Raw genomic sequence first — 18,647 nt, 5'->3', positions numbered from 1 at the left:
CGGCCATTTGGTCGTTGACCAGCGGGCTACTCAGGCGACGACCGTGACTTCTGGCTCCATCGGATCGTTGGGCTCCATGTCCTTGCCGTGGAGCTTGAGCAGATACTCGTAGTTGGAGGGCAACGTTTCAACCAGATGCCGCTGCTTTTGCTTCACATCGAGGAACAGCGCATCCGCTTCGTGGATAGCCTCCGACTGGTAGTTGATCGCCGGCAGTGTGTGACCAGGCAGCACCCCCAGGGCTCCGGCGTTCCCTGGCAGCACCCCCAGACCGGCGAAAATGCAGTAGTAGCTGCCGTTGGTCCAGAAGTTCTCGAACTCCGCGTCGAAGTTCGAGTAGTACGACGACTCCGTGGCAATTGGCGGATTGACCGGCACGCCCGCCTTGTACATCGCAACCTTCTCCTTGATGGAATCGGTCAACGTGAGTTCCTTGTTGGCGCGCCAGAATTCGGTATCGGTGCGAGGCGAGAAGTAGAAGTGAGCCTGCGGGAAATCGCGGGTCTCGTCGAATAGGGTATCGATCTTTCGGTTGAACCGATCGATGAGCACCGGGTCAAAGCGGCGGTCCGGGAAGTGCTTGGCCAACTGGTATAGGGCCGCGTAGATCAAAAAGATTCCGGTCGACTCCAACGGCTCCAGGAAGCACGAGGAGAGGCCGACGCTCACCACGTTCTTCACCCACGACCGGCGGTTGCGTCCCACCCGGAACCGAATCTTGTTCAGCGGCGTGTCTTCCGGGTCGAATTGCCACAAGTTGCAGAAGTCGCGAATGGCCTCGTCTTGTGATGCGAATTGACTGGAGTACACATATCCCGACCCGAACCGACCGAGCAACGGCGTGCGCCACGTCCAGCCGGACTTCATTGCGATCGCCGAGGTGTAGGGCTCAATACCGTTGGCCGCATCGTCATGCCGGATCGGTGTGGCGACCGCACTGTCACACAGCAGGTGGTCGTTCATATCGATGAACGGCTCGTTCATCGCTTCATTGATCAGCAATCCGCGAAAGCCCGAGCAGTCGACAAACAGATCTCCATCGAGTCGGCGACCTTCCTCGGTTCGAAGCGCGGTGATGTACCCGTTGCTGTCCTTTTCAGCCAAGGTCATCTTTTCCTGCACGTGCACGACACCAAGGTTCTTGGTGGCGAAGCGTCGCAAGAAGTCCGCTACCAGCGCCGCGTCGAAGTGCCAGGCGTAGTAGGTGGCCTGAGTCCCCTCCAGGTACCGAGGCGCCTTCATGGCGTCCATGATCGCGGGCTCACGGAAGCACGCATAGTCGAAAGGCTCGGAGGTTCCACCCTTTAGCTGATTGCGGGCCCAAAAGTGCGACAGTGGAATGTGCTGCGGGGACGGCAGCAATCCGAACGGGTGGTAGAAGTGGTCCGGCCTCCCCCGCCAGTGACGGGCAACAGGTGATCCCTCACCCGGGGTGCGCCAGTTGATGAACTTGACCGCGGTCTTGAAGCTGGCGTTGCACTCGCGCATCCACTCGTCCTCGGGGATGCCGAGGAAGTCAAACACCACCCGCTGCAAATTCGGGACGGTGGCCTCGCCGACGCCGATACGCGGAACGGAGGGCGCCTCTAGGACGGTGATTTCTACATTGCCCTGCAGCGCCTTCCCAAGATATGCAGCCGTCATCCATCCCGCGGTGCCACCGCCGAGAACTACGACCTTCTTGATCAGGTTGTCATCCACAGACTTCAATTCCTTTCCGATTGGTCGGCCGATCGCATAGGTGCGGTCTGGTCCGGGTGCTCTGACGTTGCTGGCGTGTCGCTCCAGCCAGTGCGGGTAACGACGCAGTCCCGAGCCCGATCACGGGGCGGCAGCGATACGGCTGCTGTGGGAAGGACCGACTTCCACACTTTGGCGGCGCCGCTGGACGCCGCGAAACATCCACTGATCTTGGCCTTTTCGTCTCCCGGCCAGACGTCCAAGCCGGCTAGCTGGCCGTCCGGACTCGAGACAGCCCGCGGCAAGGCACACCCGGGGGGAAGCAAGGGCCGTGCCGCGGGCCGAGTCCAGGACGTGGGTGGCACTACGGTCGAGCCGTGCGACCGCCGACTCAGCCATCCCAGCCGGTACATGTAGCTTATCTATGTTATTAACCATCGGCCGCACTTCAGGGATAGAGGCCGACAAGATGGCGAATCGATGATAACCCGCTCTTGGCATGGCGAACTTTCACTGTGGGCCCAGTAGACGCCGCCCAACAGTAGGACCGCATCTCCGGTAAAGTCAACCAATTAAATAGTATTTTTGTTTACTAGTTGCTAACGTGTCTATTCATGTCTAACACAGCCGCCGACCGGCCGGCGCCAACCGAATCGAGAGCACGCGGATGACGGCTACCGTCCAGGACGAGACAGCGGACGACGGCGCCAAGCAGCCTGGAGGCAAACATCAAGCGGGCGCGGATTCGCTCACCCCGCCAAGTGCAGATTGCACCTTGGGCAGAGGCCGCGCTGACGCTCGACAGTTCGGCATTGCGCGCACCACAGCCGACGGCGACCGGGTCGACCTGCCGAGCCTGGTCGCGGAAGCCGAACAGATGGGCGGCATAACACCAGGTCAAGCGGCTCTTCTGGTCGTGCACCACGCGGCTCTGCAAGCAGTACTCCGATACGGAAGCCGAAATTTACAGTCACGTCACATCGACGATATGCGCTCCGGAAATTTGGTATGCGCGCTCGCTATCACTGAGCCCGATGTGTCGGGGTCCAATCTGCGCGGCCTCACCAGCAAAGCAGTCAGAGATGGCGACGATTGGGTGATGTCCGGGGCGAAGTCCGCCATCACCGGAGCACCGTTGGCCGCATTCTTCGTCACTCTGATCCCGTTCATCGTTGAAGGTGGCGTGGCGTTGACGGCCGTGTTGGTGCCATCCGACAGTCCGGGAGTCACCATCCAGCCTCCCGAGGACATGTATGGATTATGGTCCGTGCCGATCTCTGGCGTTCGCTACGAAGACGTGCGCATACAGAGCTGGCAAATTCTTGGCAAAGTCGGCAGCGGGGTGGACGTCATCGGTGACAGTTTGCTAGTTGGACGAATCTGCGCGGGTGCGATCAGCCTTGGCGTGCTGAAACGCGGCGCTCAATTGATGTACCGCTTCGCGTCACGCCGGCAGGTGAGCACCGGCCGCCTTGCCGACGACCCGGTGTTCCAGCGCCGGATCTCTCGCATCACGGCCGAAATTGCCGCCGTGGAGGCCCTACTCTCCACCATCACAACGGAATTCGAGGTACCCCAGGAAATAGCTCTAGCGCTGAAGGTGGCCTCCTCGGAGTTCGCCCACCGCGCCACCGACGATGCGATGCAAACGCTCGGATGGAGAGGCTACATGGAGGCCAGCGGCGTGGCCGAACTGATGCGCGATGTCCGCTTCCTGCGGATCGGCGAGGGGCCCTCTGAGGCCCTGTTGACCGAGTTGGGCAGCCGGTTGGCCGCGCACGACGACACCATCTACGACTGGATCGCCGACCGTGATCCCTCATCGGATGCAACTAGTCGGCTACGCGAGACGGTCAGCGAGCTCACCGCAGAAAGCTCGACTGGCCTCTTCTGCGACCTTGGCTGGTTTGGCGTGTGGGCGATCCTGGATGCGGTCGTACCGCGGGGATCCGCGGCCAGCGCCCTCATTGAGAACGCTTGGCATCTGGCCCGTGTCAGCGTCGCGGCGCGACCGGCAACGGGTAGCGATTTTCTGCAGTCAATACCAAACTTTGCCGACTCGGTCGGTACGCTCGACGAGTTTCTGTCCTGCCACGCAACGGAAATCGATCCGACGCTGCACCCCACACGGGGCAAAGCCAGCCAAGGCGAGCCACTCGTCGGACCCGAAGCTCCAGGTTGGCAAGAGACCGTGCACGACCTGGTCTACGCCCAAATCGCGCGAACCCCTGATGCAATCGCCCTACGAGACGCCAGCGGGCACAGGATCACCTACGCCGAACTCGGAGAGCACGCGGACGCGCTCGCCAACCGCCTTCGCGCGCAGGGAGTGCGAAACGGCGATGTCGTCGGGGTCTTCCTCAGCCGCGACGCTCGGATGGCCATCGCCGCAATCGCCGTTTTGCGGGTCGGCGCGGTATTGCTCATGCTCAACCCTGCCCACCCAACTCGCCGAGTGCGCGACATGATCGCTGACGCGGACGTCGGCTGCATCGTTGCGGACGAGCAGACCCGCGCGCTGCTTCCAGCGAATGCGCCAGAGTTGATCATCGCCGATGGCAGCGGTGAGCCCGGTCCGGTGATTTCGCGATCGGACCCACGTGGACCGCCCACGGCGAAATTCCGTTCGCCGACTTGCTGGAACGCTTTGGCACGCGGCTGCAAAAGTCAGCGTCGCTGACTGAGGTGTCCTTCGTGCCCGAAATCGCCCTCGCCCGCGGTCCACGGTTCGACCGGGCGCAAACCACTCCCGTGCCACATGATCCCAAGCGCGCCCTGTTCAAGCTCGGACTGGTCCTGCAGTCCGACGACAAGGATCTGTATCTGACCTTCGATTTCAGCACCGCGCTGTGGGCCCCCCGGACCATCGAGCGGATGGCCCAACACCTGGTCACCCTTCTCACCCGCGGGTTGGCTGAGCCGGACGTCCCATTGAGAAGCTTCGCCATGCTGACCGATCATGAAATCGAAGAGTTGCGTTCTGTCGACGGGCGTCGCGATATCCCCCATCGGCACCGAACATTGCACCTGGGCTTCGAAGCCCAGGTGGACGCGGCTCCGAAGGCAGAGGCCGTTCGGTCCAACGGGAGCGGCCTGACCTACGCGGAGCTCGACGCGGCGGCCAATCAGCTGGCCAGGTTATTGATGTCCAACGGGGTAGTCCGCGGGGACAAGGTGGCGCTCTTGCTCGAGCGGACCCATCTCATCCCGATCGCTGTGTTGGCCATCGTCAAGACCGGTGCGGCCTATGTCCCAATCGATGCCAGCTGGCCGGCAAGCCGGGCGGAGCTAGTACTTGCGGACTCGGCTCCCTCAGCCATTCTGACCGAATCCTCGTTGCGGCACGTGGTGGCCGGATACGACACCACGATCCTCGAATTGGACTCGATGGAGATCTCCGATCAACCCACGCAACGGGTCCAGGTCGAGGTCGACTCCGAAGACGTCGCCTACGTCATCTATACGTCGGGGTCCACTGGCCGCCCCAAGGGTGTCGAGGTAACCCATCACAACGTGATGCGTCTGTTCAGTGCGACCGAGGAACTATTCACCTTCACCAACAAAGACCGTTGGTCGATGTTTCACTCCATCGCGTTCGACTTCTCGGTCTGGGAACTCTGGGGGGCATTGCTTCACGGCGGGTGCGTGGTGGTGGTTCCTTATCTGGTGACCCGAAACCCGGTCGCATTCCGCGAGTTGCTCACCGCCGAGCGGATCACCGTCCTCAACCAAACGCCCTCAGCATTTCGGATTTTGCGCGACGCGGACGCCAACACCAACGCCGGACTGTTCTTGCGCTACGTGATCTTCGGCGGGGAGAACCTGAGTTTTGCTGATCTGCTCCCCTGGATCGATGCGCACGGCGACGCACGCCCCGAACTGATCAACATGTACGGCATCACCGAGACAACGGTGCATGTGACGTTACGCCGGGTGCGTCGCGAAGATGTCCTCGGCGCCAACGGTTCCAACATCGGCCGCCCGCTGCCGGACCTGGAATGCCTGCTAACCGACCCGGCGGGCAATCTGGTCCCCTACGGAGTGCGGGGAGAGATCTGCGTTGGCGGTCACGGGTTGGCCAATGGGTACCTGGGCCAGCCGGAGTTGACTAGCCAGCGTTTCATTCCACACCCGTTTCGCGGCGGGGAGCGCCCCTACCGATCCGGTGATGCCGGGCGACGCTTGCCCAATGGCGATATCGAGTACCTGGGCCGTCTCGACAACCAGGTCCAGCTCCGGGGTTTTCGCATCGAACTCGGCGATGTGGAAGCCGCGCTCCTCGCGCTCGACGGAGTATCGGCCTGCCATGCGATGGTGCGCTCCGATGGAGGCGAATCCCGTTTGGTGGCCTACGTTGTCACTCACTCCGGCGAACAACCGGAAATCGGGCCGACCCGCCGGAGCCTGGCAGCGCGCCTACCTGACTACATGTTGCCGGCAGCCATTGTCGCCGTGGAGTCGCTGCCGCTCACCGTGAACGGCAAGATCGACCAGAAGGCGTTGCCGGAGCCAAAGGGGGCTTCCACACGGGCGGCCAGCGACGGTGCTGCGCAAACCACCGCCACTGCGGTACGCACCTCGACGAAAGATCGTGACGGCGCCGTGCTCGATCAGATCCGGCACCTCTTCGCTCAGGCTCTGGACCTGGACTCCGTTGCTTCATCGGACAACTTCTTCGAGATTGGTGGCGACTCGATGCGCGCGGTGCGGGTCTCGGTCAAGGCCAAAGAACTCGGCCTCGCGGTATCGGTGCAAGATCTGTTCCAGTATCAAACGCCGGAGGAGCTCGCTGCTGGGCTGACGTCTGCCGAGTCAGCCGAGAACGACACTTCAGGCGTTGAATCCTGGTCAACGGCAATGCTGTTGGAGTCGGATTTCAGGGCGGAGGGCGACCGACCCGCAACCGCGACAGACGCCTATCCATTGGCAGCCTTGCAGGCGGGGATGCTCTTTCACAGTAGGGTCGACGGGCCCAGTGTCTATCACGATGTGTTCAGCTACCTGGTTCGGGCGCAGTGGGACGAGACCGCCTTCCGCGCCGCCCTGGACGAGATCACGGCCAGACACCCGATTCTGCGCACGACCTTCGAGCTCGCCGCATACTCGCAGCCACTGCAGATAGTGCACGAATCGGTGGCAACACCACTCACAGTCGTTGATCTGTCCGGTCTTTCGGAATCCGATCAAGAGGCTGCACTATCGCGGTGGATGGACAACGAGGCCCACTCACCCATCGAATGGCAGAGCTGCAACCCATTTGGGGTGGTAATCCATCTGCGTGATGGCAACCGCTTCGAACTTGGGCTGACTTTCCACCACGCACTGCTGGACGGCTGGAGCGTGGCGGAACTGCAACGCGACCTCCTGAGCAGCTACGACACCTTTCGGAGACATGGAGCGGCGCCGTTCCGAGCGCCGCTGCGGACCAGCTTCCGCGACTTTGTCGCACTCGAGCGTCAAGCGGAGCGCAGTGCCTCGAAAGTGTTCTGGCGCAAACAGCTTCAAGGGCTCGAAACCGCGCATTTTACCGGGGAGCGATCCGGCTCCAGCCGCCTCGAGACCACATGGTGGGAGTTTCCGCGTGATATCGAGGCGCGCCTGTCAGAGGTGGCCCGCAATCGCCGCGTACCGCTGAAGAGCACGCTGCTCGCCGCACACATGGTGGTCAACGCCCGACTCGCCGCTACCGACGATGTGGTCAGCGGCTTGGTCGTCAACGGCCGGCCGGAAACCGACGACTCCGCCCACGTACTCGGCATGTTCCTCAACACGGTCCCGCTGCGGATGCGATTGACCTCGACCGACTACATCGGGCTCATTGATGAGGCCTTCGCCGCAGAACGTGCTGTGCTGCCGCATCGTCGAGTCCCGTTGCGGACAATTCAGCGCGACATCGGAATCGGCGAACTCTTCCAGACGGCGTTCAATTTCGTCAGCCTGGACCAAACCCGGGACACGGCGGATCCCCCCGCGGAGCGGTCCGTGACCATACGGCGAAAACTGATCGAACACACCAACCTTCCCCTGGTCACCGTGTTCGTGAAAGAGAACGACACGCTTGGCATCGGAATCGAATTCGATCCGCGCATCCTGCAAACCGAACAAGTCAGCGCGATCCTCGATGCCTACCGTGATGCGGTTGCTGCCGTCGCGAACGGAGGGTCGGCACCGTTGCCCAGGTTCGGGACGGAAGCTGCGCTGAATCTTCTCCATCGCACTCGCCGTATCGCTGCACACATATCCGACGATGCGCGCTCCCGGGTTCGCGAGGATCTAAGGCGAATTTGGGAAGACGTGTTGGACCGGTCCGTGGACACCACCGACAGCGTGGGAGATAGCGGTGGCGACTCCATTCACGCACTGGTACTCAGCGAGCGGATCGCAAAGGCATTCGCCTGTGATCCCCCACTCGTGCAACTCCTTCAGGGCGCCACGGTGGAGCAACTTGCCGCACTACTGACCGACTAACCAGGAAGACGAGTCCACGATGTCTGTTGACGCACCAGACACCGCGGCCGAACAGGGCCCGGAGATCCTTACACCGGACGTGTTCCGCGAGTTCATGAGCAGCTATCCCAGCGGCGTAACCATTGTCACCACCTACGACCACGATGGCGCTCCTCGCGGATTCACCTGCTCCTCGATGTGCAGCGTGACCATGGAGCCTCCGACCTTGCTGCTGTGCGTGAACACCCGCAGTACCACCCTGGATGCGGTTCAAGACTGCACACGCTTCGCCGTGAATCTGTTGCACAGCGGCGGCGAGTCCGCCGCCCGCGTCTTTTCCTCCGTTCAAGAGGACCGCTTCAGCAAGGTTCGCTGGCGAGCGAGCACCACAGGCGGACTGCCCATTCTGTACGAAGACGCCCACGCCATCGCTGAATGTCGGCTCACGGCCACCCGCAACGTGGGAACCCACACAGTTCTATTCGGCGAGATCGACGCCATCATTCTGGATCACCAACCGCTCCACTACCGCGCAGACATGAACCCGCTGCTGTATTGCCGGCGGCAGTTCACCGCGTTCCCGACCCAGCAGCCGTAGGCCCGATCCCACCAGCCAGCTCTTCGCAACAGAAAAGCGAAGGCGTCGCCCAGCACGAGAAAAGGGGGAAGCACGTGCGCGCCGACGAACTCTTGGAATTCTTTCTACAGTTCGGGCTGCTGCTGCTCGCCGCCACGATTCTTGGCAGAGTGGCCATTCGGCTGGGAATGCCCGCAATCGCTGGTGATTTGTTCGCCGGGGTGCTGCTCGGACCATCGGTACTCGGTCAGATTGCACCAGGATTATCCAGTTGGCTGCTGCCCGAGCAAGTCAGCGAACGGTTGGGTCTTGACGCGGTCGGCACCTTCGGAGTGCTACTGCTGATGGGCCTTACCGGGATGCAAGTTGACTTGAATCTGCTGAAATCCAACCGGCTTGCCATCACCAAAATCAGCGCGGCTTGTCTACTCGTCCCGGTCGTGTTTGGCCTCGGTATCGGGTTTCTGATGCCGAGCGTGCTGACCGGCGGCTCCAACCGCCTCGTCTTCGCGCTGTTCCTCGCCGTTGCGCTCTCGGTCAGCGCGATCGCGGTGATTGTCAAGACGCTCTCCGACCTTGGCTTGATGCACCGCGATATCGCTCAACTCATTCTGGCTACGGCGGTCATCGACAACGTAATAGATTGGGTATTGCTATCCGTCGTCTGCGCGATGGCACTCGCCCATCTATCCGTAGGCACCGTGCTGCTGACCGTCTTCTTGATCATTTCGGTCGTGGCGGCAACGATTATCGGCCGCAAAATAGTCGAAGTCTTGGTCAACAGTCGCCAGCAACCAGCAGCGGCAGAACATTCCGCTGGCCCACGGCCCATCCTGGCCTACGCAGTCGAGCTGGTAATGCTGGCGGCCGCCGCAACTCACGCCCTCAAACTGGAACCAGTCCTGGGGGCGTTTGCCGCAGGAATCGTGTTGGCAGCGTTGCCGCCGGACCGCCGCAGCGGCCTTGATTCGCTACATCCCGTTGTCAACAATGTTCTCGCTCCGCTGTATTTCGCCACCGCCGGGCTGCAGGCCGACCTCACGGGGCTAGCGGACAGGACCACGCTCGCCGCGGCGCTCGTGGTACTTGCCGCCGCGGTGGCTAGCAAGTTCCTCGGAGCCTACATCGGCGCCAAGAGCAGCGGGCGTAGTGGCGCCGAGGCCGTCGCGCTCGGTGCAGGACTAAACGCGCGAGGCGTTATTCAGATCATCATCGCCGATACCCAGGGCTCCGGCGTTCCCTGCGCCGATACCGCATACGACCTGGGAATATTCAACGACAGTTTCTATACGATTGTTCTACTCACCGCCATCGCAACATCCGTAATGGCCGCACCGATCCTTCGAATTGCCGCGGCACGAATTGCGATCGATCCGGACGATGAAATTCGCCGACAGGACGCCCTCCCAGAAGCCCATTAGTCGACCTCTCAACAGTTCCGTTAGAGAAATCCAGCGGAATATCAGCACCGCCAGCAGAGTAAGGAGCAACTGACCATGCACGCCGATCGCCAGGAATTGACCCGGGAAAAATACAACAATATTGCAACACAATATGCCGCCGGTATGATAAACATGGCGCTCTACCATGATTTGTGCCAGAAGCCGGTCATCATCGACGCCCTCACCGAAGCTGCCGGCAAGAGCCTGCTCGACCTGGCCTGTGGCGACGGGTTCTACACGAGGCAGTTTCGCACTCTTGTCAAAGCGGGACCCGTCAGCGGCTCCGACCTGTCAGCTGAGCTCATCAGCCTCGCAATGAGTCAGGAGAACCAGAAGCCGCTGGGGATCGACTACCGGGTCGACAATATCTTGAATCTGCAGGAATCGCGGACCTTCAATACCGTGACAGCGATTCATCTTCTTCACTACATGCCGGATCCGGTGAGGCTGGAAACCGCAATGCGCAACGTTTATCGGTTGCTCGAGCCAGGCGGCCGTTTCGTCTCCTTCAGCTTCAATCCCGATTTCCGAATCGAACTCCATGACAAGAAGGACTCGGAGGAGAAGTTCGGCTACTACGTCTCCAAGGCCGAGGAAAAAACGGCGGGTTGGTTCATTTTCATCCAGCCCGAGTCGAGGGCCTGGTGTTCGAAGTGTACCGGTGGCATAAATCCTGCATCGAGGATATCGCATCGGTGGTCGGGTTCACCGATATTGAGTGGCGGTCTCCATTCGTAGCGAAAGCCGGGCTAGATGAATTTGGTGCCGACTTCTTCGAGAACCACTTCAATAATCCACAAGGAAAGTTGCTGATCCTCACCCGCTAGGTCGGACCCGGCCAGCTTGGCGACCGGCACCAGTAGGCAGGCCCTTGTTTGGGCGTCAGGGTTTCTTCGGCCTGCCGGGTTCCGACGCCAGCTGGCCGGGGCGATCGCCGCTCTTGCACTCGAAACCCCATAACGCGCGGGCCGATCGAGCCGCAATGGGCGTTGCGCAGCGCGACCTGGCCAGCGAACGTGCCGAGGCGGTCAACCGGGCGCCCACGATCGATGCCCCGTGCCGCCCGCCAGCACTCCGGTTGACGGTCAGCCGCATCCGCGCGTCGGTGCGAGCCCTAGGAGCCAAGCAGCTCCGCCGCCGCGGGTGCCGGCTGCGGTGCGATAGCCGGCGGCAGAGCCTGAATGCCAACCACCGGGCGGCGCACGTAGACCTTCCACGTCAACGCGGCCGCGCCGGCGTAGAACACCATGAAGAGCCAGAACGCATCGGTCGTCGTGCCCGTAGCGACGAAGGACTCGCGCAATGCAAGGTTGATCCCGACCCCGCCGAGAGCGCCAAGCGCCGAGACGAACCCGATCACCACCCCGGAGATGACGCGCGGCCGGTCGCGGTGATCGAGCCCTCCGGCACTCGGGCCATGATCCAACGAGCGCCCACATGCCGCGAAGATCGTCGGAATCATCTTGTACACGGACCCGTTGCCCAAGCCGGCCAAGACGAACAGAGCGATGAAGCAGACGAAGTAGCCGGTCATGGTGGCTCCGCGCATCGGGCCACTGTGCCGACCTTCCAGGCTGCTTGCGCTGATCAACAGCCCGGCAACGACTGTCATCGCAACGAATACCACAAGGGTGATCCGGCTCCCGCCCAGCCGGTCGGCCAGTCTGCCACCGTAGATGCGGGCCACCGCGGCAAGCAGCGGACCGAGGAACGCCAGTTCGGCCGCGTGCAGGGTGGCCTGGGCAGCGTGTTCGCCAATCGCCATGAAGTTGGTCTGCAAGACCTGCCCGAAGGCGAACGAGAACCCGATGAACGAGCCGAAGGTGCCGAGGTAGAGCAGCGACAGCAGGTAAGTGTCGCGGTTGGCCAGGACCGTGGTGACGATCGGGCGCATATGGCGGGCCTTAACCCGGTGCTGCGCAACGTTGTTCATGGACAGCGCCACTCCGATTGCGGCGATCGCAAGGAACACCCAATACAGCGCGCAGATCAGGTACGGCTTGCCTTCGCCGGCAACCGCGATAATCAGCAGACCCATCAACTGGATCGCCGGAACGCCGAGATTTCCTATGCCGCCGGCAATTCCGAGCGCTGATCCTTTGAGTCGGTGGGGGTAGAAGGCGTTGGCGTTGCTCATCGAGGCCGCGAAGTTGCCACCGCCCAGCCCGCTTAGCGCCGCGCACACCAGATACGGCCAGAGCGGCAGGCCCGGGTGCAGCAAGAGCACCATGGTGCCAACGACCGGAAGCAACAGCACGGCCGCCGAGAAGGTGGCCCAGTTTCGGCCGCCGAAAACCGTGGTGGCAACCGAATAGGGGATCCGCAGGCCAGCCCCAACCAGTGTCGCGACCATGTCGAGCAGAAACTTGTCGCCGGCAGAAAAGCCATAGACATTCTCGGGCATGAACAACACCAGCACCGGCCACAGCGTCCACACCGAGTAGCCCAGGTGCACGGTCACCACCGACCAGAGCAGGTTGCGCCGTGCGATGCGCTTGTTGCCGGCCTCCCAGGCCACCAGATCCTCAGCGTCCCAATGGGAGATGTGACGGGAGCCACCCCAGCGCCTGGTTACAGCATTCGAGCGGCCGGGACTGCTCTGCGACTCTTCGCGTTGCAGCAGCATCTGCTGTTCCATCACCCTCCTTAGACCCGCCTCCTGAGAAGCGACAACGATTTCCCAGCGTGCCAAAACTCGGGCCGCCAGGCACCTCGTAGGCAGCCTGAAACTGCTGGGGAACTGCTGTAAAACTGCTGTAGAGAGGGCAAATCCAGTGATGTCGAGCACACCACTGGCGGGTTTGGGGGTGCTTCACAGCGAGTAGTTGCTGAGGCGAGACGAAAACGACTGCTTAGCGCGGCTATTGGTGTGGTATCGGACCGAGCGCTTTGAGCTTGCCGTCCGGCCCGACCTGGAATCGCACGGTGCCGCTACCGGTCGGACAGCACTGCGGATCGCTACCCACCCGCCACTGGTACTGGACCGTCACGGTGTCCTGACCAGAGGGCAGCACCCTTATATAGGGCTTCGGGTTTCGAGTTGGTGAACCCAACGCGGTGTTGTGGTCGAAGAACAGCAGCTGTTGCGGAGTCGACTCGGAGGCAATGGTGGGGATTATCTGCACCCAGTACAAGCGGCAGTTCTTGGTGTGTCCCCGCGCGATTTCGACCCAAGTCGAGTTCGGCACCCCGACGGGAACCGCGGCAATGGCTTGACGCACCGTCTGGGAGCTCGGCCCATCGGAGTTCTTGCAGGTATCCGGCGCGGTAGTCGGCCGTGGCGCAGACTTGTGGCCGCAGCCGGGGGCACCCAAACCCAGGACCAGCCCCAGGATCATCAGAATCACGCGTAGGTGACGGTGCACTTCGCGAGCTTAGCGAAGTCTGTGAACCCGTTGGACAACGTCTGTAGACCCCGAAATACCGAGGTCAGGATCACGGCGTGGGAAGGCGCGTCTCGCGAGCTTGACGCAAACTGTGAATGTCCCCCGGATTTCGTCAAAACCCCAGCTCAGGCGAATAATGATGGTGTCTTCGGCGGTAGCCTGGCGACAGATAGCCGGGTCGACGAAGACCTTGGGGATGACCGGAATCGGCTCAACTGCGTAACCAAGGTTTTGGTGCCGTTTCCAACAACGCACCGGCAGGCCCGGCCCGCTGCGAGGAAACCGTAAAACGGCCGAAACCTTCGACATCCCGCGCTGAAACATCCTTATCGCAAGATTTCAGCGCATAACCCCTTGTGCAGCAGGGAAGAAAGGATGCGGCGTGGCCAGGGAACTCATGGCGCCCAACAAGGACGCCGTGAAAACCGTGTGTGCGTACTGTGGCGTCGGCTGCGGGATAGTGCTGCAAACTACGACCGACCCGCAGACGGGAAAGCGTCGCGTCGCCAAGTCAACTGGGGACAAGTCGCATCCGGCCAACCTCGGCCGGTTGTGCACCAAGGGAACGACCACCGCGGACCTGCTTGCCGCGCCCGGCCGGATGGAATCGGCGCACCTGCGGGCCCACCGAGCGGGGCACCTGGAATCCATCCCGATCGACGATGCCATCACCCAGTGCGCCATGCGGTTACGCGCCATCATCGATGAGCACGGGCCGGACGCCGTCGGCGTCTATGTGTCAGGACAAATGTCGATCGAGGCCCAGTACCTGGCCAACAAGCTGACCAAAGGGTTCATCGGCACCAGCCAGATCGAATCCAACTCTCGGCTCTGCATGGCGGGTGCGAGCTCGGGCTACAAGCTGTCGTTGGGAGCGGATGGTCCGCCGGGCTCGTATCAGGACTTCGACCACGCCGACGTGTTTCTGGTAATCGGCGCCAACATGGCCGATTGCCACCCGATTTTGTTCCTGCGGATGATGGAACGCGTCAAGTCCGGCGCCAAGCTGATCGTCGTCGACCCACGGCGCACGGCGACCGCCGACAAAGCCGATCTGTTCCTACAGATCGCGCCGGGCACCGACCTCGCACTACTGAACGGCCTGCTGCACCTCATCGTTGAGAACGAACAAACCGATCCGCAGTTCATCTCCGAGTTCACCGAGGGATGGGAGGTGATGCCGAGTTTCCTCGAGCAGTTCACCCCCGGCCGGGTAAGCGAGATCACCGGCATTCCCAGCGAGGACATCCGCACCGCGGCACGCTGGATCGGTACGGCGGCGAACTGGATGAGCTGCTGGACAATGGGACTCAATCAGAGCACTCATGGAACTTGGAACACCAACGCGCTGTGCAACTTACATCTGGCTACGGGCGCGATCTGCAGGCCGGGTAGCGGCCCCTTCTCCCTCACCGGCCAGCCCAATGCCATGGGCGGACGCGAAATGGGCTACATGGGGCCGGGTCTGCCCGGACAACGCTCGGTGTTGTCGGCGCCGGACCGGGAGTTCGTCGAGGAGCAATGGGGTCTACCCGGTGGGGCGCTGCGCACCGATGTCAGCGGCGGCGTCATCGACATGTTCTCCCGCATGGCCGACGGCGAGATCAAGGCGTGCTGGATCATCTGCAGCAATCCCGTTGCCACGGTAGCCAATCGCAAAACCGTCCTGGCCGGCTTGGAGAAAGCCGAATTGGTGATCAGCCAGGACGCGTTCTTTGAAACCGAGACCAACGAGTACGCGAACGTCTTGCTGCCGGCCGCATTATGGACCGAATCCGACGGCGTGATGGTCAACTGCGAACGCAACATGTCCTTGTTCCCGAAGGCCGTTGATCCGGTCGGTGACGCGCTACCGGACTGGCAGATCATCGCCCGGATCGCTTGCGAGATGGGTTTTTCGGAGTCGTTCAGCTATAGCTCCGCCGCTGAGGTATTCGAGGAGATCAAGCGCTTCTCCAATCCGGCAACCGGATACGACCTGCGCGGTATCAGCCACGACAGATTGCGCGAAACCCCGCTGCAGTGGCCGTGTCCGCCGGACGGCGCGAGCAACCGAAGCCCGATCCGCTACCTCAACGACGGTGTCAGCCAGCTGCAATTCGTTCGCGCCGATGGCACCGTCCCGCGGCTGGCGTTCCCCACCGCAACGGGGCGTGCGGTGTTCTTCGCCCGCCCGCACCTGGTGCCCGATGAGATGCCCGACGGCGACTACCCATTCCTACTCAATACCGGGCGCCTAGCCCACCAGTGGCACACGCTGACCAAGACCGGCAAGATCGCCAAGCTCAACAAGCTCAACCCCGGCCCGTTCGTTGAGGTCCATCCCGACGACGCCGCCGATATGCAGATCTGCGAAGGCGACCACATCGAGATCGCGTCCCGCCGCGGCCGCGCCGTGTTGCCGGTGGTGATCACGGACCGCGTCCGGCCCGGCAACTGCTTTGTCCCGTTCCACTGGAATGACGCATTCGGTGAATATCTCTCCATCAACGCCGTAACCAACGACGCGGTAGACCCGATATCGCGCCAACCGGAATACAACGCCTGTGCGGTCACCCTGACCAAGGTCGCCAGGCCGCAGCTGCAACCAGAACCCGGCGAACCCGCCGACGCCTGCGCGGATGCGACAGCACCCAAGCTGCTCGCCGATACAGCCCAATTCAGCGTGACGCAGGTCGACGCTCTTGCCGAGCTATTGGGCGTCGCAAACGAACCCACCCCGCAGTTCGGTCCGTTCGCCCGCTCCTACCTGGCGGGCCTGATAGCCGGGCTGCGTTCAGAAACCGGTCGACGCATGGCCGGGGTGCCGACCCTGCCCATCAGTTCTCCCTTCGATACCGGCACCCGGCTGTGGCTCGACGGCCTACTCGCGGGCATGTTCGCACGAGCCGAGACACCCCCCGCCTTGCCGTTCCCCCAAACGCCCGGTGCCGCTGCCCAATCGGACAACGCCGCCGAAGCTGCCGTCGAGCAACCCCCGATCGTGGTGTTGTGGGCGTCGCAAACCGGCACCGCCGAAGAACTCGCCGCCAGCGTCGCCGCACAACTGAGCGCCGCCGAGCTGCCGGTTGTACTGCATGGCATGGACGAATTCGCGGTGGCCGATCTGGTGTCCACCCAACGGTTGCTGCTTGTCACCAGCACCACCGGGGACGGGGAACCGCCGGACAACGGTGCCGCCTTCTGGCGCGAGCTCTGCACCGCAACGGCCCCGAGCCTGGCCGGCACGCGCTATTCGGTTCTCGCGTTGGGCGACTCCAACTACGCCGACTTCTGTGGCCATGGGCGCGCCCTGGACCACCGGCTGGCCGAGCTGGGTGCCTCCCGCATTACCGACCGCGTCGACTGCGAGCCCGACTATGAAGAGTCCGCCGCCAGGTGGCTGCAGGAGGTACTCGACGGGCTGCGCCGCACGGCCCCGCCGGTCATCACCGCCGAGCCTGTTCGAGCAGCCAGCATCGCCAGCCGCCCCCTGGGCTACACGAAGAAGCGCCCATTGTTGACCAGCGTGATGCGCAACACCACACTCAGCAGGCCGCGCTCGGCCAAAGACGTTCGACAACTGGTATTTCGGGTTCCCGAACAAACGGTCAGCTACGAGGCCGGGGACGCTCTTGGGGTGTGGCCACGCAATGCCCATCAGCTTGTCGACGAGTGGCTGGGTGTGACCCGGTTGGACGGCCACACCGAAGTCGAGGTCGCCGGCCACGGGACGATGTCGTTGCGCGCCGCCCTGACAGACCCGTTCGAAATCGCACACCTGAGCCCGGACCTGCTGCGATTCGTGGCGCAACGGACGCTGGACTCCAACACCGCGAACCAACTTGCCGAGCTGATGCGCCCGGAGAACAAAGCCGCCCTTGCCGATTGGACCTGGGGCCGTCAGTCGGTCGACCTGCTCGCCCAGTCACCGGTCCGCGCCTCAGTCGACGAGTGGATGAGTGTACTCAAACCCATTCAGCCCCGGTTATATTCGATTTCGTCCAGCCCCAAAGAGCACCCCGGTGAGGTTCATCTGACAGTCTCGCCGGTGCGCTACAACTTTCAGGGCGTCCCTCGGCGTGGAGTGTGCTCGACCTATCTGGCCGACCGCAGCCCCAGCGATCAAATTGCGATCTATGTGCGCAAATCCAGCAATTTCCGGCCTCCAAGCGATCCCCGCACACCGATGATCATGATCGGGCCGGGAACCGGGATCGCGCCGTTCCGGGGATTCCTGCAGGAACGACGCGCCCTCGGCCACACCGGGCCAAATTGGCTGTTCTTCGGCGAGCAGCATGCCGCGACCGACTTCTACTACCGCGATGAGATACAGGCCATGCATCGCGACGGACTGCTGACCAACCTGGACCTGGCGTTCTCCCGGGATCAGCGAGACAAGGTCTACGTGCAGCACCTGATGCAGCAGCGCGGAGCACAGCTGTGGCAGTGGCTACAGGACGGGGCGCAGGTATACGTCTGTGGCACCGCCGACCCGATGGCCAAAGACGTTGACCGCATGCTCTGCCAGATCGTGGCCGAGCACGGCGGCCTGGACCCAGAGTCTGCAACTGCTTTTGTCCACGCGCTGAGCGCGGACAAGCGCTACCACCGCGACGTCTACTGAGCCTGGCGATCGAATCCGGCCAGCGGTCGCAGTGGATTGCTCGCGACAGTGAGCCGGCCCTGCTTGGACACTTCCCCGCTCGAGCGTTGCTCTACCCGGCCACTGACCTTCTGGCACACGTACTCGCTGGATCCAACAAAAACGTGACGTAACCAATACTGACTAGGCAAACGTGATCTCGGTATCAGCCCGGGCCGTGTTGGGCTGCTCGGTCGCGGCAACCAAGCGAATATCGGCAGGTGACCAATAGCATTGGACTGCTGATGCTTCCACCGGAGCTGCGCGATCTGTGATGGCCGAAAGGCGCGATATCCCAGTGCCCGGTTGGCTACCGAAAACTCCACCCCAGCCGCTGGCTTCCAGGCCTAACGCTGCGGCAGCCAGGCCATTCATATCCCCTTATGGGGTAACATCTTCGGTAACGCAATCGGCATTCACATGGTGTTTTGGTCACGACTGAAGCCCCGCCGCAGAGCCGTTTCTCCCGTTCGGGCGTTGTTGCCTCTATC

Annotated in this window: 8 protein-coding genes and 1 pseudogene; 6 read left to right on the top strand and 3 right to left on the bottom strand. The window is 62.3% G+C overall.

Annotated elements, in window-relative coordinates; all coding sequences use genetic code 11:
• Nucleotides 1-30: 30 nt before the first annotated feature.
• Nucleotides 31-1,701, bottom strand: a complete 1,671-nt coding sequence (locus MMSP_RS12055) for a tryptophan halogenase family protein (RefSeq protein ID WP_036426454.1) — start codon at nt 1,699-1,701, stop codon at nt 31-33.
• A 646-nt stretch (nt 1,702-2,347) separates the two neighbouring features.
• Between MMSP_RS12055 and MMSP_RS28385 the strand changes: the two genes are divergently transcribed.
• The 5 genes and pseudogenes from MMSP_RS28385 to MMSP_RS12025 all read left to right on the top strand — a co-directional run bounded on the left by MMSP_RS28385 (nt 2,348) and on the right by MMSP_RS12025 (nt 10,884).
• Nucleotides 2,348-4,360 (top strand): acyl-CoA dehydrogenase family protein, encoded by a 2,013-nt coding sequence (locus MMSP_RS28385; protein WP_232022585.1) that lies wholly within the window; start codon nt 2,348-2,350, stop codon nt 4,358-4,360.
• Nucleotides 4,285-8,148, top strand: a pseudogene (locus MMSP_RS25310) (amino acid adenylation domain-containing protein); the annotation flags it as partial. The gene MMSP_RS28385 and the pseudogene MMSP_RS25310, both read left to right, overlap by 76 nt.
• Before the next feature lie 19 nt (nt 8,149-8,167).
• The gene (locus tag MMSP_RS12035; RefSeq protein ID WP_015356444.1) at nt 8,168-8,725 is read left to right on the top strand and encodes a flavin reductase family protein; all 558 of its coding nucleotides are present in this window, start codon (nt 8,168-8,170) and stop codon (nt 8,723-8,725) included.
• 74 nt (nt 8,726-8,799) lie between these two features.
• Nucleotides 8,800-10,125, top strand: a complete 1,326-nt coding sequence (locus tag MMSP_RS12030) for a cation:proton antiporter (protein ID WP_036426451.1) — start codon at nt 8,800-8,802, stop codon at nt 10,123-10,125.
• Between the two features lie 75 nt (nt 10,126-10,200).
• Complete coding sequence (locus MMSP_RS12025; protein WP_232022587.1) at nt 10,201-10,884, top strand: class I SAM-dependent methyltransferase; 684 nt, start codon at nt 10,201-10,203, stop codon at nt 10,882-10,884.
• A 376-nt stretch (nt 10,885-11,260) separates the two neighbouring features.
• Here MMSP_RS12025 and MMSP_RS12020 read toward each other — a convergent pair whose 3' ends face one another.
• Together MMSP_RS12020 and MMSP_RS12015 are read right to left on the bottom strand one after the other, a co-directional pair.
• Nucleotides 11,261-12,784 carry a NarK/NasA family nitrate transporter gene (locus tag MMSP_RS12020; protein WP_020786810.1) on the bottom strand — a complete coding sequence of 508 codons (1,524 nt, stop codon included), beginning with the start codon at nt 12,782-12,784 and terminating at the stop codon, nt 11,261-11,263.
• Nucleotides 12,785-13,007: 223 nt separating this feature from the next.
• On the bottom strand, nt 13,008-13,484 hold the full coding sequence (locus tag MMSP_RS12015; protein WP_015356448.1) for an LppP/LprE family lipoprotein: 477 nt from the start codon (nt 13,482-13,484) through the stop codon (nt 13,008-13,010).
• Between the two features lie 445 nt (nt 13,485-13,929).
• On the opposite strand from MMSP_RS12015, the gene MMSP_RS12010 reads away from it, so the two are divergent.
• Nucleotides 13,930-18,138 carry a bifunctional nitrate reductase/sulfite reductase flavoprotein subunit alpha gene (locus tag MMSP_RS12010; protein ID WP_036426450.1) on the top strand — a complete coding sequence of 1,403 codons (4,209 nt, stop codon included), beginning with the start codon at nt 13,930-13,932 and terminating at the stop codon, nt 18,136-18,138.
• Nucleotides 18,139-18,647 lie beyond the last annotated feature (509 nt).

It is taken from the genome of Mycobacterium sp. 012931 (genome assembly GCF_000419295.1).
Taxonomy (GTDB): domain Bacteria; phylum Actinomycetota; class Actinomycetes; order Mycobacteriales; family Mycobacteriaceae; genus Mycobacterium; species Mycobacterium marinum.
The sequence above is the reverse complement of the archived record's forward strand: the minus strand, read 5'-3'. Positions and strand labels throughout refer to the sequence as shown.

Coding starts and splice junctions, on each gene's coding strand:
- MMSP_RS28385 (WP_232022585.1), top strand. CDS start 2,348: ATGACGGCTACCGTCCAGGACGAGACAGCGGACGACGGCGCCAAGCAG.
- MMSP_RS12010 (WP_036426450.1), top strand. CDS start 13,930: ATGGCGCCCAACAAGGACGCCGTGAAAACCGTGTGTGCGTACTGTGGC.
- MMSP_RS12020 (WP_020786810.1), bottom strand. CDS start 12,784: ATGGAACAGCAGATGCTGCTGCAACGCGAAGAGTCGCAGAGCAGTCCC.
- MMSP_RS12035 (WP_015356444.1), top strand. CDS start 8,168: ATGTCTGTTGACGCACCAGACACCGCGGCCGAACAGGGCCCGGAGATC.
- MMSP_RS12015 (WP_015356448.1), bottom strand. CDS start 13,484: ATGATCCTGGGGCTGGTCCTGGGTTTGGGTGCCCCCGGCTGCGGCCAC.
- MMSP_RS12025 (WP_232022587.1), top strand. CDS start 10,201: ATGCACGCCGATCGCCAGGAATTGACCCGGGAAAAATACAACAATATT.